Consider the following 13,587-nt stretch of genomic DNA (forward strand, 5'->3'; position numbering starts at 1 on the left):
CTTTCTTTGATCGCTATTTGTCTTTACCTAATGATAGTAACCATATCGAAAAAGCGGCAACAACTGCAAAACCGCTGAAGATAATAACGGGCATAGCGCTGTAACCTAGGATATGCCAAATAACCGATTCTAATGTACTCATGGGTTAATCCTTCTATTGCCAGCCTTCAACACCTTGCATGTCTGGTAGTTTATGAGCGATGCCTTTGTGGCAATCTACACACGTTTTTTCACCAGAAGCAAGTGCTGTCGAGTGTTGCTCAACACTACGTGGACCCTGTTCAGAGAAGTCCATGAACTCAAACTCATGGCAGTTACGACATTCAAGCGAGTCATTACTTTTCAAGCGCGACCACTCTCGTTCCGCTAAATGAGCGCGACGTGCTTGGAATTTTTCTGGTGTGCTAATTGTTCCTAATACGTAATGAGCAAACAGTTCTTTTGAAGCTTGTACTTTACGTACAATTTTGTCTGTCCATTCATGTGGTACGTGGCAATCAGAGCAGATAGCTCTCACTCCTGAACGGTTTGAATAGTGTATGGTTTCTTGGATTTCAGCGACGATAGGAGCGTGGCAACCTGAGCAAAACTCTTCAGTGTTGGTGGCTTCCATACCAGTGTTGAATGCCCCCCAGAATAGAAGCCCGCCCGCAAAGCCCATAAACAAGACAATGCCTACGGCAGCCTTGCTCGGGCTTGTTAGTCGCTTCCAAAACGCTTTCAGTAATTTCATATATAGCCTCTTATGCTGTATTTATGGCTATGATTAGCGTAGCGAATCAACAGGTTTAAATTCGTTCTCAACCAATGGTTTTGCATCGGCTTGGGGAACGTGGCACTGCAAACAGAAGTAACGGCGCGGTGACACGTCCGCTAATACGGCATCATCACGGTTCACATAGTGAGTGACGCTGATTTTTGTCGCTCCCATCTCTTTTGCGTTTTTCCAGCTATGGCAAGAGAGACATTTATTAGCATTTAATGACACTTCATAGCCGCGAATATTGTGCGGAATGAGTGGTGGCTGGTACACGTATTCACTCTCTAACGCGTGGTCACGAGGGTAGTGCTTAAAATCGTCCGCAGGGCGAGTATCTTCCAGTTGTGTTGCGCCTCGTAAAGATTCAAGCCCACCGGTGCCGCCAGGGTTTTCAAGCTGAGCTTGAGCTACCCCAACAAGTAATGCACTGACAGATAAAAGCGCGATTAGTAGTTTTTTCATCTTAAAATTCTCCGCCTAATGGCTCATTCTTTGAGCGGCTGCGCTGTGGCAGCCGATACATTCGTTAACGGGTTTATGCCACTTTGGTGATCTTAACTGGACACTTTTTGAAGTCAGTTTGCTTCGATAGTGGATCCGTCGCGTCTAAGATCAGCTTGTTAATAAGAATGCGAGCATCAAAGAACGGTACAAATACTAAGCCTTGAGGTGGGCGGTTACGACCACGAGTTTCAACTCGTACTCGAACCTCACCGCGTTTGTTTGAAATCAGTACTTCATCACCACGGCGAAGACCTCGTGATTTTGCATCTTCAGGATGGAGATAACACAATGCATCTGGTACGGCTTTATACAGCTCAGGTACACGACGAGTCATGGTGCCAGTGTGCCAATGTTCCAGTACACGACCGGTACATAACCACAAGTCGAATTCAGCATCAGGCGTTTCTGGTGGTGCTTCGTAAGGGGCTGAAATGATCCACGCTTTACCGTCAGGTTTACCATAGAAATCCCAGTCAGAGCCTTTCTTCGCGTAAGGATCCGAGCCTTCTTTAAAGCGCCATAGTGTTTCTTTACCATCAACCACAGGCCAGCGTAGTCCACGCACTTTGTGATAGGTATCGTAAGGTGCTAAATCGTGACCGTGACCACGTCCAAAGCTAGCGTATTCTTCAAATAGCCCTTTTTGTACGTAGAAACCAAAGTGATGGGCATCGTCATTCAATTCACGAGCTTCTTCAATTGGGAATTGGTCAACTTGTCCGTTTTTGAATAGTATATCAAACAGAGTTTTACCTCGGTATTCTGGCGCTTTGGCGAGCAGTTCTTCTGGCCACACTTCTTCTACTTTGAAGCGTTTAGAGAACTCCATAACTTGCCATGAGTCAGATTTAGCTTCACCGACCGTGCCCACTTGTTGATACCAAGCTTGAGTACGACGCTCAGCATTACCGTAAGCGCCTTCTTTTTCTATCCACATTGCAGTTGGAAGAATAAGGTCAGCTGCTTGCGCGGTTGCTGTTGGATACGGGTCAGAAACGACAATAAAGTTCTCTGGGTTACGATAACCTGGCAAACGTTCTTCGTTGATGTTTGGGCCAGCTTGCATGTTGTTGTTACATTGGACCCAATAAGCGTTGAGCTTGCCATCTTTCAACATGCGATCTTGCAGTACAGCATGGAAGCCTGGCTTTGGTGGAATGGTGCCTTCCGGTAGTTTCCATGTTTTTTCAGCAATAGCACGGTGTTTTGGGTTGGCGACCACCATGTCAGCAGGCAGGCGGTGAGCAAAGGTACCCACTTCACGCGCAGTACCGCAAGCTGAAGGTTGACCCGTTAACGAGAATGGACTGTTGCCTGGAGTCGCGATTTTGCCTGTTAATAAGTGGATATTGTACACAAGGCTATTCATCCAAACACCGCGGGTGTGCTGATTCATACCCATGGTCCACAGCGACATAACTTTAAGGTTTGGATCTGCATATTGCTTGGCGAGTGCAATCAACTTATCTGGCGCAACGCCAGATAATTCTGATGCTTTTTCGACGGTATAAGGGGCAACAGAAGCTTTGTACTCTTCAAAATTGATGGCTGTCATATCGCCAGAGTTAGCATTTTTTGCTGCTTTTTGAAGTGGATGCTCATCACGCAGACCATAACCGATGTCTGTAGTCGCTTGCTTGAAGTTGGTGTGCTTATTGACGAAATCCCAGTTTACCGCATCGTTTTGAATGATGTAGTTGGCAATAAAATTGGCAATAGCAAGGTCAGATTGAGGGTGGAAAATGTAACCGTTATCAGCCAATTCGAAAGAACGATGGTAGTAAGTCGATAGAACGTTAACTTTAACATGTGGGTGACTTAAACGGCGATCAGTGATACGAGTCCAAAGCACAGGGTGCATTTCTGCCATGTTTGAACCCCAAAGCACGAATGCGTCAGCATGTTCGAAGTCGTCATAACAGCCCATTGGTTCATCAATACCGAAGCTACGCATAAAACCGACAACGGCCGATGCCATACAGTGACGTGCGTTCGGGTCGATATTGTTGGAACGAAAACCGGCTTTCATCAGTTTAACGGCAGCGTAACCTTCCATAACGGTCCATTGACCAGAGCCAAACATACCAACGCTGGTTGGCCCTTTATCTTTCAGTGCCTGTTTCCATTTATCAGCCATTACATCGAAAGCTTGATCCCATGAAACGGGAGTGAAGTCGCCATCTTTGTGGTATTGACCATCTTTCATGCGTAGTAGCGGCTGTTCAAGGCGATCTTTCCCATACATGATTTTTGAAAGGAAATAGCCCTTTATACAATTCAACCCTTTGTTTACTGGTGCTTCTGGGTCACCTTGCGTGGCCACTACTTTACCATTTTGGGTACCGACCAACACAGAGCAACCTGTACCGCAGAAACGACAAGGAGCTTTATCCCAAGTGATTTTGGTTTGGTCTGTACTGGCAATCAGGTTAGTTGCAGAGGCAGGTAAGCTAATTCCTGCAACGGCAGCAGCTGATGCGGCCGCGTTTGCTTTCACAAACGCACGTCTTGTCATTTTCATACTTCACCCTCAATTTGGGAATGTTGTTTTCCATTGTCAGTATTCATTTCGTCTAGATCCGTCTCAATTTGGTGATACACCAAAACGGTACTGAGAACGTGCGGTAAATTGCCAATCGCATCGATCGTGTCAGTGACAAAACCTTGGTTTTCGGTTTCCAACACCACGACCATTTTTCCTTCTGGACTTTCACCATAAATTTCAGCGTTATCAAACGATTCAATTTGCGCTTTTATAGCGGCTAAGTGTTCGGGGACAACATGAACGACTAAGCTTGAAATGTGCACTTCGTTGAGCGACATACTTATCTCTCATTATTATTAATATGGTTTACACTGATGGCAGCGGTAGGGCAGAGAGAAACACAGGCTCCACATCCATTGCAGTCATCGATGTTTATAATGGGTTGTGCGACCTTGCCAATTTGTAATTTGAAGCTTATCGCCATTAATTCACAGGCTTCGCTACAACTGCGACATTCGACATTTTGTTCCGCTAAGCAAGCTTGGCTTATTGTGGCTTTAGCTAACCAAGGTGTTTCTGTTCTTGGTTTGAAAATAGGCTCAGGACAGGCATCGGCACATTGATAGCAAAAAGTGCATTCATCAATACGGAAATCAACCGTGGGAAACCCTCCATCACCATGTGTGATAATACGAGCTTCACAAGCCGCTAAGCAGCGTCCGCAGCGGGTACAGTCATCAGTGAATGTATTTGGTTTTGCAATCCAAGGCAGGCGGACGATATTGTCGTCAACATGATGCTTTGCAAAGAAACGTCTTTTGGATAGGTCGACCAAAATTATACACCCTGAATTTAATGTAACGATTAGTAATAAAAGCTTAGCTTGTGCTTAACAAATTTTCATTTATCTATATATAAATTGTAGTTTTTGTCATATTTGTATAAATACCTATAAGGGGGTAATTGGCGGGGTATGTTGTTTTAGATCAACAAATTCTGACGCGAGTGATCACATATTGGATGGTTTTCACGGCTTGCGTATAAATCGGATACAATATTTATAGCCATGAACTGGGAGTCATTTTTTGATACAAAATACGGGAAAATCGGTTACAAGTACGATTGCTAAAGCAATGTCGTTGATCTTGTTGCTATCGGTTGCGATCACCGGTTATGCAATTATTACTTTGGCCTCGTCGCTAAATGATGCGGAAGCGGTGAATGTGGCGGGGTCAATGCGCATGCAAAGCTATCGATTAGCGCATGATATTCACAGTAACTCGGCAGATTATCCTTCGCACATTTATTTATTTGAGCAATCTTTGTATTCATCTTCGATGAAAGCGTTGCAGCGTTGGCCTGTCCCTAAAGAGATCACTCAAGATTACTATCAGTTAATCATTCGCTGGCATCAGTTAAAAAAGGTCTTAAATAGCGAAAACAAAGCGCAATATCTTGATGAAGTCGCTCAATTTGTGGCTCAGGTTGATGGTTTCGTTTTCAAGTTACAGCATTTCTCTGAACAAAAACTGATTAAACTTGCTTGGGTTGGCGGCATTGGCTTAGGTGGTGTTTTGGGGATATCACTGTTTGTCGTTCACTTTATTCGCAAAGAAGTGGTGGTTCCGCTAAGGTCATTGGTCACTGCCAGTGAACAGATTCAAAACCGCTCTTTTGATGTTGAACTGAATGTGACTAGCCACAATGAGATGGGGATTTTAACGCGTACTTTTAACCGAATGGCAAAAGATCTTGGGCAGTTATATCGAGGGCTTGAGCAGGCGGTTAACGAAAAAACTCATAAGTTAGAAAATGCAAACCAGTCGCTTCAAGTGCTATATAATTCTTCACAAGAATTAACAGCATCGCGTATTAGCCAAGATAATTTTCAGGCAATTTTAAGACACATAGTCAGTTTGGAAGGTGTGGTTTCTGCTCGGTTGGAGGTGCATGATGAAGAGGGGAAAAGCACTGTGTTGTCTCAAGGTGAGTGCAGCAGTGAGTCACCGTTGCCATTGACCCTTGGTGGAAAACAACTCGGTAACTTATATATCCAATACGGTTTGCCTTGCCCGAATAAAACATTGATTGATAACTTCGTGCAAATTTTGTCGCGGGCTATTTATTACAATCAAACTCAAAAGCAAACCGAGCAACTGATTTTAATGGAAGAACGTGCCACGATTGCTCGCGAACTGCATGATTCTTTAGCTCAGTCACTATCGTATCTAAAAATACAAGTATCCTTATTAAAACGAGTCATCGGTCGACAGAATCAACACAGAGATGAAGCCAGCACTAAACAAATCATTGTTGATATCGACCAAGGTTTGTCGGGGGCTTATACCCAACTGCGTGAGTTATTAACCACGTTCAGATTAACCATACGCGAAGGTAATTTTGGTCAGGCTTTAAAAGAGATGCTGGAACAGCTTGGTTCACAAACTACAGCGCAGATAGTGCTGAGTAATAACTTATCTTCAATGGGATTAGACGCACATCAACAGGTGCATTTATTGCAGTTAATCCGCGAAGCAACGATGAATGCCATTAAACATGCCAGTGCCAATTCAATTACTATCTTTTGCGATCAATCCGATGAGGATGTGGTAGTTATGATTAAGGATGATGGTGTTGGTTTTGATAAACATGATGCTAAGTTGAACCACTATGGTTTAACAATTATGCAAGAAAGAGCCGCTCGATTACATGGTGACTTATCGGTAACATCTTCACCAAATTCGGGGTGTGAGGTTGTATTAAAATTTAAGAATTCAAAGGGTACACATTGTGACGATATGTAGAGTAATGCTAGTGGATGATCATCCTTTGATGAGACGCGGTATAAACCAGCTACTGAGTTTTGAAGATGATTTTGAAATCGTGGCTGAAGTTAGTAATGGTATGGATGCGATCGCATTGGCTCATGAAACTGAGCCAGACTTAATTTTGCTCGATTTGAATATGAAGGGCATGTCAGGGTTAGACACGCTCAAAGCTCTGCGAGCCGATGAGTCGAATGCCATTATTGTCATTCTAACGGTTTCAGACAATGCGTCAGATATTGAAGCGATCGTTAAACAAGGCGCTGATGGTTATCTTTTAAAAGATACTGAGCCTGACGAACTGATTGAGTTATTGAGAGATGCTGCGCGCGGTGAAAAGGCGTACTCGCAATTTGTAAGTCGCTACTTAAGTGAACGTGATGATCATGAAAATGTGTTTGATGCCTTAACAAGCCGAGAAATGCAGATATTAAAAGAAGTGGCAAAAGGGTATCGTAATAAACAAATTGCAGATCGTTTGTTTATTTCAGAGTCAACAGTAAAAGTCCACATGAAAAGTTTGCTGAAAAAGCTGAAAGTACCTTCGAGAACTGCTGCAACGATACTTTATCTAGAGTATTTTGGCGATAATCAATAGCAATTAAACAGTTATAAAAAGGGCGTTCAATTGAACGCCCTTAGTTTTTGGTGGCGGTGCTATGCCGTCATTGGTACAAGTATTACCGTACCGATAATAACGGTAATCAAGCCTAATAACACTGGCACAGAAGTACGTTTTACCACTTCAAATGGGCTGATATGCCCCATGCCAGCTGTTGCTACTACCACCCCAGAAACTGGTGAAATAGTACGGCCTAGGTTTGAAGCTTGAAGCATTGGGATAATCAGAAACGCTGGGTTGATGCCTAATTTAGCTGCTAACGAAGGCGCAAGTTCTACGAACGCATAGAATGGTGCGTTACCTGAACCGGTTGCAATAGCGGCTGCGACAGTCAAACCAGTTAAAATGAGCATTAATGCAACACCACCAGCACCGGCAGATTCAGCAAGATGAAGCAGGTTATCAATTGCGCCTATAGACATCAGACCTTGTGCAAATACACCAGCTGCGACTAACAGCATTACTACACCTTTAAAGGCTTCAGCCATGCCTTCGTAACATGATTCAAGATCTTGCAGGGTTTCTTTACCATTAAAACGTTTAGTCACGAAATCAATCAGTGCACCGAGGAAGATAGAGCCGACAACAATGGTGTAAATATCGAGGCTTAATCCTTCAATAGTCTCGCCGTTAAACAAGAACACACCGATAATGGGTAGAAAAGGTAGTGCAGCATAATAGGCTGGGGCATTGACCTCGATAGCTGACACATCAATTTTTTCCATTGGTGTATTGTCTTTCTTATCTAGGTATTTATTCCAGAAAAACGCTGCCGCAGCCATGACGATGATGGCACAAATCGATACAGGTAAAACGGTTTCTACGGCAAATACGTGTAACGGTAAGCCTGATTTTTCAGCCGCAATAACAACGTCGCCAGAAGTAGGAGAAAGGATGATCGCTGCAGGCGACGCACAAACGGCAACTGCTGCCGGGCGTGAAATACCCATTGCGGTCATCATTGGGAATAACGTCGCCATTAATAACACGCCAAGACCCGTTGCAGAACTGACAGCCAATGACATTAGACACGCTACAATATAAGCCGCAACAAGTAATACGTATGGAGATTTGATCACTGAAAGAGGCTTAGAAAATTGTTTTACAACGACATTATTGGCACCAATGTGAGTCATATACGACGCAAAACCACACAACAGCATGATTTGCATACCTAGGCCACCCCCACGGTATTGCAGCATATATTTCACGTACTCAAGCGAGTCGGTCACCATGTTGCCAGTAGAAGCAATTTTGGCAGGCAAAATTTTATAGCCCAATAATCCTGTTAATAAAAGCAGTGAGATACCAGCGGTCAATAATACGCCCGCAGGTTTGTATCCTTTTACAATGAAGTAACCAACGGCAACCGTTACCACTAAGCCAATGAGAAGCTCCAGCATTTAACTCTCCTGAAATTATGAAAATGTTCAACAATGTGTATCAATTTATGACAAGGAATTTACAGAAAAGAGTGTTGTAGCACGAGAGTAACTTGAACATTAGATGATCTAAAACAAGAAAAATATCACTTAGAAGCTTGGTTTAAAATTCTGGGATAGTGTTATGGATTTAGATGTTAAAACTATTGATGATATCAATAGTAAGGTTATATCTCGTGTGTTGTCATTTATGGAAAAGATGACAAAAGTCAGTGCAACAGGGCTGCCCCTGTTACACTAAAATATCATGATAGAATTTAAGAGTACTGACGAACGATAAGCTGCCAATTGGCTCTTTGTTGCTCTAATTGCTGTTTTACTTGTAGGTAACGTAGCTTAAGCAACGAATGCTCATATTTGCGTACCATATTGTGTTTTTTACTTTCTAAGATCTGTTTTTTTAACTCGTAGTACTCATGCAATTGCTGAGTGAGGGAGTCAAATTCACGTTGAATATTCGCCATTACATGTTGATGGTTAGGTAATGCCTCGATTTTCTTTTGCGTATTTTTGAGCGCCATTAAGGCCTTCGCTTTTTCTACTTTAAATTGAGGAGAAACGCGCAATTTACGAGCTAACCCAAACCAAGCACAAACTTTAATCAACCACTTTGTCGGATCATACTGCCACCAATAAATACCATTCCGGTAGTCATTTTCAAAAATATGGTGGTAGTTGTGGTAGCCTTCTCCGAAAGTGAAAAACGCTAAAATTCCATTGTCTTTCGCAGTGTTTTTATCAGTGTACGGTTGAGTTCCCCAAATGTGGGCCAACGAATTGATAAAAAATGTGGTGTGGTGGTTAAGAACCAAGCGTAGCGCGCCGACGACTAGAATCATGCCAATCACATCGTTATAAATCAGCCCTAACGCAATAGGCACGCCAAAGTTCATAATGATAGCTAACGGGACGTAGTACTTATGTTGCCACATCACGATTTTATCTTTCTGCAAATCGCGGCAATTGCTGTAATCGGCATAGCTGTCATTATGATAATCACGAAGCATCCAGCCAATATGTGAAAACCAAAACCCCCGTTTTGCTGAATAAGGGTCTTTATCATTATTGTCGACATGCTTATGGTGTACACGATGATCAGAAGACCAATGTAGCGCACTATTTTGTAGTGCAAATGCACCACCTAAAGCAAACAATATCCGCAAAGACCAGTGTGCTTCATAGGCTTTATGAGACCAAAGTCGGTGGTAACCAGCGGTGATGGAAAGATTACAAAATGAGAAACAAACGACCAACCACAACCAATGCTCGAGACCATAGCCAAATTGCCATCCATATAAAGGTGCAGCGATAGCAGCCAACAAAAAGCTCGAGCTAAACACAAAAATATTTAACCATATCAGTGGTGGTTTTGAATTTGATTCCATAACAAAAAAGTCCTTGGGCTTACATGTGTTCGCTAGAATATCAGCGCACACATGTAAGTCAAATAAGTTTAGCTAATCTTTATGTAAAATGTGAACAGTATGTTTTGCTTTTTCCTTTGAAGCGAATAGTATAAAAGGCGACAATAATCCTTACAGGAAGTAATAAGGACTAGGATATGGAAATTAAAGTAGCTGAATATTGCGATTATGAACGAATTGCACAGCTTCATGCACAGAGTTGGCGCACCCACTACCAAGGTATTTTGGGCAAAGAATACCTCGACAATGATGTACTCGAAGACCGTTTATTGATCTGGCAAACACGCCTTATCAACCCACCATTTAATCAACACGTATTATTGATTGAAGAGGGCGGGTTATTGTGTGGTTTTATATGCGCTTTTGGTAATCATGATTTTGAAAAAGGGAGCATTATTGAATCCCTTCATATTGACGAAAACTACCGAGGTCGAGGTATCGGTCGTAAGCTCATTCAAGAGATGGTATCTTGGATTAATCACTACTTTCCTGACAGCGGTGTCTATTTGGAAGTGATGGCTGATAATAAGCAAGCCATTGATTTTTATGATTACCTTGAAAGTCAGCCTAAAAGCGAGCGTTTATGGCATTCACCCTGCGGAAATGACATCAAAGAGTGGGTTTATTCTTGGAAAAGCCCCAACGATTTACTGACTGCGGTTTCAGCTTGATTCTACTTCGAAAGACGTTGTGCGCATCATCTTATGTTATTCAATCTTTTCATCTCTAAAAACAGTTTAACCTAGAAATACGAGATACAGTAAATACGGCCAGCATACGCTGGCCGTATTGCAGATTACTGGTTTGCTTTATCTTGATGGTGATCGCGATAGTATTGCCACTGTTCTACTTTGTTGCCTTCTGACAATACACAATAAGTGACACGCATACCATTCTCAGTCACGGTTTCCAGCATACCGTTTTGCTGCACACAATATACTGCTGCTGGGTTAGAAATTGACGTGTATTTTTTTACTTTATATTGCTCTGAGTTGTTGGAAGAACAACCCATCAGCGCAATAGAAGCAATAATGGCACCTAAAAATAAACCGCTTTTTTTCATGATTTGACCTCGAGTATATTCAATGAGTGGCTTAGTGATATTGTAGAATAACTTTTTAAAAACCATTGTGTTAAGTTTGTCAAAAGATCGATGTCGTCTAGAATTAAAGCGTATAGCTGATAGGAAAGCATGAATTTAGTCTCATTACTCATCCACTTGTCTTAGAAATGCCAATGAAGGTGGGCTAGTGGTGAATAGAGAATAGCGCTTTTGTAAGGAAACGAACTATGTCTGAAACGCAGCAAGAACAACGTAAATTTCGATTGGTGACACGCAGTGATTTTGATGGTTTAGTGTGTGCCGTTTTGTTAAAACGGCTTGATCTTATTGATGATATTTTATTTGTACACCCCAAAGATATGCAAGATGGCAAAGTGGAAACAACCGAGCGTGATATTGTTACCAACCTACCTTATGTTGCCAATGCTCATTTAATTTTTGATCACCATTTGTCAGAAACGATCCGCAACGAAGGTGAACGTCCTAATCACATTATTGACCCACACGCTCCTTCTGCGGCTCATGTTGTATGGGAATATTATGATGGTAACAACACTTTCCCCCAAGAGTGGCAGGAAATGCTCATTGCTGTTGATAAAGGTGACTCAGCCCAGTTTAGCCGTGATGAAGTATTAGATTCGACTGGATGGAATTTGTTGAACTTCTTAATGGATGCCAGAACAGGGTTAGGGCGTTTTCGTGAGTTCCGTATCTCAAACTACAATTTGATGATGGATTTGATTGAATATTGCGCAAGTCATTCTATCGACGACATACTTGCCTTGCCGGATGTACAAGAACGTATTGCTTTGTACCGTGAGCATGAAACGTTGTTCAAACAACAAATCCAAAGGTGTGCCAAAGTTTACGCTAACTTGGTATTCCTAGATCTCACTGCGGAAGAGACGATCTATGCGGGGAACCGTTTCATCATTTATGCGTTGTTCCCACAGTGTAATATCTCGATCCATAAAATGTGGGGATTCCAAAAGCAGAATATTGTGTTTGCAACTGGCAAGTCGATTTTTGATCGCAGTTCAAAAACTAATATTGGCGCACTGATGCTTAAATATGGTGGAGGTGGGCATCAAGCGGCGGGAACGTGTCAAATTGCGATAGAGCAAGCCGAGCAAGTTGAAAAAGAGCTAATCAAACAGATAACTACAGATGGTTAGTTTTTTTACTATTCGTACAGTAAAGCGCTTAACAGGCCCTGCCAGTCAGGGCTTTTGCGTATCTGGTATGTTAGTCTTTAGCAAAATTCAAAATGACTAAATGCTATGAGACACCTTAACACCCTAATTCATGCTGATATTGAGCACCTTGATAACAAAATTATTTTCCAACGAAATGCGGCAAGAGCAATAGTCTTAGATGGTGAAGATATATTGATGCTTTACACTGAACGCTACCATGACTACACCATTCCAGGTGGTGGTGTGGATGAAGGTGAAGATATTATCGCGGCTATGGTTCGCGAACTCCAAGAAGAAACTGGCGCTCAAAATATTCATTCAATTAAACCATTTGGCCTGTTTGAAGAGTTTCGCCCTTGGTTTAAAGATAATGCCGATGTCGTGCATATGCTCTCTTATTGCTACACCTGCAAAATTAATCGCCAATTAGGCAAAACCAATTACGAAGACTATGAGCAGAAAAATGGTATGAAGCCGGTTTGGATTAATATTCACGATGCTATTGCTCACAATGAGAAGACCATGGCAGAAAGCCCGAAAAAGGGTATGAGCATTGAGCGAGAAACGTTTCTGCTGCATTTGATTGCAAAAGAGCTGCTGTAGGTTAAAAACGTTTTAATGTCTTTTAAAACGCTAGATAGCATCCTCTGCTACCACTTTGTCGCCATTCTTTGGCGGCAAAGAATTCAAAGACTTTAGCTTCTCCCTTGGTAGTGAATTTCTTGCGAACACGCTTATCACTTCGCTCATTTGGATAGCATTCGCAGATCCAAGATTTAGTAGAACCATCTTTTAAATTACCGATAGACATAGAACACTAACACCAAGCTGTATAATTAGGGGGAAGTGGTTAAACAATGTTTTAAAATGTTGTGAGTGCAAAAATGTCAAGTTTTAGGATAGGGGCTCTTTTATTGAAAAAAAGAGCCTCATAATTTTGATGCTATTTATGATCTAACTTTTGAAAATGAGGTTCAGCTTTTAGATAACTTCGTGCATTGCGGGTTATCTTTGGATGGGTCGTACACTCCTTCGAAAGCGAGTAATCGTACTTCCATTAGCGCCCCAAAATATTCAAGCTGAACGAGTGGAGCATCTTCTTTTTTGATTTGATTGCTAAACGCATCCAGTAGAGAAGCAATAAAGTTTTTAACGGATTGGTCTGCGTCGTCGAGGTAGTGGGATAAGTTGTCTTGTTTCATTATTATTAAGCCTGCCAACATTGATATCAGTATTCATGAGGTCACAGCAACAGCGTTACTTAGC

The 13,587-nt window shown here is 42.2% G+C and carries 15 protein-coding genes and 1 pseudogene; 5 read left to right on the plus strand and 11 right to left on the minus strand.

What is annotated here, in order from left to right:
* Positions 1–13 precede the first annotated feature (13 nt).
* The 6 genes from MCT08_RS15815 to napF form a co-directional block, all read right to left on the minus strand.
* Positions 14–142, minus strand: a complete 129-nt coding sequence (locus MCT08_RS15815) for a TIGR02808 family protein (protein ID WP_071233051.1) — start codon at positions 140–142, stop codon at positions 14–16.
* 12 nt (positions 143–154) lie between these two features.
* Positions 155–733, minus strand: a complete 579-nt coding sequence (locus MCT08_RS15820) for a NapC/NirT family cytochrome c (RefSeq protein ID WP_053310660.1) — start codon at positions 731–733, stop codon at positions 155–157.
* Positions 734–766: 33 nt separating this feature from the next.
* Positions 767–1,222: a nitrate reductase cytochrome c-type subunit gene (locus MCT08_RS15825; protein ID WP_053310661.1), complete on the minus strand. Its 456-nt coding sequence runs from the start codon at positions 1,220–1,222 to the stop codon at positions 767–769.
* Between the two features lie 73 nt (positions 1,223–1,295).
* A complete protein-coding gene (gene napA / locus MCT08_RS15830) occupies positions 1,296–3,785 on the minus strand; it encodes a periplasmic nitrate reductase subunit alpha (RefSeq protein ID WP_274678846.1) in 2,490 nt (829 codons plus the stop codon).
* Positions 3,782–4,087: a chaperone NapD gene (locus MCT08_RS15835; protein ID WP_168524595.1), complete on the minus strand. Its 306-nt coding sequence runs from the start codon at positions 4,085–4,087 to the stop codon at positions 3,782–3,784. The genes napA and MCT08_RS15835 overlap by 4 nt, the downstream gene beginning before the upstream one ends.
* A gap of 2 nt (positions 4,088–4,089) precedes the next feature.
* Positions 4,090–4,584, minus strand: coding sequence for a ferredoxin-type protein NapF (gene napF / locus MCT08_RS15840; RefSeq protein WP_274678847.1), 495 nt, complete (start codon positions 4,582–4,584; stop codon positions 4,090–4,092).
* Between the two features lie 250 nt (positions 4,585–4,834).
* On the opposite strand from napF, the gene narQ reads away from it, so the two are divergent.
* Both narQ and MCT08_RS15850 read left to right on the plus strand, forming a co-directional pair.
* A complete protein-coding gene (gene narQ, locus MCT08_RS15845) occupies positions 4,835–6,553 on the plus strand; it encodes a nitrate/nitrite two-component system sensor histidine kinase NarQ (RefSeq protein WP_168524597.1) in 1,719 nt (572 codons plus the stop codon).
* Positions 6,540–7,172: a response regulator gene (locus MCT08_RS15850; protein ID WP_168780678.1), complete on the plus strand. Its 633-nt coding sequence runs from the start codon at positions 6,540–6,542 to the stop codon at positions 7,170–7,172. The genes narQ and MCT08_RS15850 overlap by 14 nt, the downstream gene beginning before the upstream one ends.
* Positions 7,173–7,231: 59 nt before the next feature.
* On the opposite strand, the gene dcuC is transcribed toward MCT08_RS15850, so the two are convergent.
* On the minus strand, positions 7,232–8,599 hold the full coding sequence (gene dcuC, locus MCT08_RS15855; protein WP_261916281.1) for an anaerobic C4-dicarboxylate transporter DcuC: 1,368 nt from the start codon (positions 8,597–8,599) through the stop codon (positions 7,232–7,234).
* Positions 8,600–8,895: 296 nt separating this feature from the next.
* On the minus strand, positions 8,896–10,023 hold the full coding sequence (locus MCT08_RS15860) for an acyl-CoA desaturase (protein ID WP_053310668.1): 1,128 nt from the start codon (positions 10,021–10,023) through the stop codon (positions 8,896–8,898).
* 176 nt (positions 10,024–10,199) lie between these two features.
* On the opposite strand from MCT08_RS15860, the gene MCT08_RS15865 reads away from it, so the two are divergent.
* Positions 10,200–10,733, plus strand: a complete 534-nt coding sequence (locus MCT08_RS15865; protein ID WP_053310669.1) for a GNAT family N-acetyltransferase — start codon at positions 10,200–10,202, stop codon at positions 10,731–10,733.
* 125 nt (positions 10,734–10,858) lie between these two features.
* Here MCT08_RS15865 and MCT08_RS15870 read toward each other — a convergent pair whose 3' ends face one another.
* Positions 10,859–11,125, minus strand: a complete 267-nt coding sequence (locus MCT08_RS15870; protein WP_053310696.1) for a putative hemolysin — start codon at positions 11,123–11,125, stop codon at positions 10,859–10,861.
* A gap of 227 nt (positions 11,126–11,352) precedes the next feature.
* On the opposite strand from MCT08_RS15870, the gene MCT08_RS15875 reads away from it, so the two are divergent.
* Both MCT08_RS15875 and MCT08_RS15880 read left to right on the plus strand, forming a co-directional pair.
* Positions 11,353–12,300 (plus strand): DHH family phosphoesterase, encoded by a 948-nt coding sequence (locus MCT08_RS15875; RefSeq protein ID WP_053310670.1) that lies wholly within the window; start codon positions 11,353–11,355, stop codon positions 12,298–12,300.
* Between the two features lie 105 nt (positions 12,301–12,405).
* Positions 12,406–12,924, plus strand: a complete 519-nt coding sequence (locus tag MCT08_RS15880) for an NUDIX hydrolase (protein WP_168787038.1) — start codon at positions 12,406–12,408, stop codon at positions 12,922–12,924.
* A 64-nt stretch (positions 12,925–12,988) separates the two neighbouring features.
* On the opposite strand, the pseudogene MCT08_RS15885 reads toward MCT08_RS15880, so the two are convergent.
* Positions 12,989–13,132, minus strand: a pseudogene (locus tag MCT08_RS15885) (site-specific integrase); the annotation flags it as partial.
* 163 nt (positions 13,133–13,295) lie between these two features.
* A complete protein-coding gene (locus MCT08_RS15890; protein ID WP_274678849.1) occupies positions 13,296–13,523 on the minus strand; it encodes a hypothetical protein in 228 nt (75 codons plus the stop codon).
* Between the last annotated feature and the right edge of the window lie 64 nt (positions 13,524–13,587).

It is taken from the genome of Vibrio aestuarianus (assembly GCF_028858425.1).
Taxonomy (GTDB): domain Bacteria; phylum Pseudomonadota; class Gammaproteobacteria; order Enterobacterales; family Vibrionaceae; genus Vibrio; species Vibrio aestuarianus.

Bases quoted from the DNA above. Each gene is read 5' to 3' on its own strand.
- MCT08_RS15815 (WP_071233051.1), bottom strand. From the start codon at position 142: ATGAGTACATTAGAATCGGTTATTTGGCATATCCTAGGTTACAGCGCT.
- MCT08_RS15820 (WP_053310660.1), bottom strand. From the start codon at position 733: ATGAAATTACTGAAAGCGTTTTGGAAGCGACTAACAAGCCCGAGCAAG.
- MCT08_RS15825 (WP_053310661.1), bottom strand. From the start codon at position 1,222: ATGAAAAAACTACTAATCGCGCTTTTATCTGTCAGTGCATTACTTGTT.
- napA (WP_274678846.1), bottom strand. From the start codon at position 3,785: ATGAAAATGACAAGACGTGCGTTTGTGAAAGCAAACGCGGCCGCATCA.
- MCT08_RS15835 (WP_168524595.1), bottom strand. From the start codon at position 4,087: ATGTCGCTCAACGAAGTGCACATTTCAAGCTTAGTCGTTCATGTTGTC.
- dcuC (WP_261916281.1), bottom strand. From the start codon at position 8,599: ATGCTGGAGCTTCTCATTGGCTTAGTGGTAACGGTTGCCGTTGGTTAC.
- MCT08_RS15860 (WP_053310668.1), bottom strand. From the start codon at position 10,023: ATGGAATCAAATTCAAAACCACCACTGATATGGTTAAATATTTTTGTG.
- MCT08_RS15865 (WP_053310669.1), top strand. From the start codon at position 10,200: ATGGAAATTAAAGTAGCTGAATATTGCGATTATGAACGAATTGCACAG.
- MCT08_RS15870 (WP_053310696.1), bottom strand. From the start codon at position 11,125: ATGAAAAAAAGCGGTTTATTTTTAGGTGCCATTATTGCTTCTATTGCG.
- MCT08_RS15875 (WP_053310670.1), top strand. From the start codon at position 11,353: ATGTCTGAAACGCAGCAAGAACAACGTAAATTTCGATTGGTGACACGC.
- MCT08_RS15880 (WP_168787038.1), top strand. From the start codon at position 12,406: ATGAGACACCTTAACACCCTAATTCATGCTGATATTGAGCACCTTGAT.
- MCT08_RS15890 (WP_274678849.1), bottom strand. From the start codon at position 13,523: ATGAAACAAGACAACTTATCCCACTACCTCGACGACGCAGACCAATCC.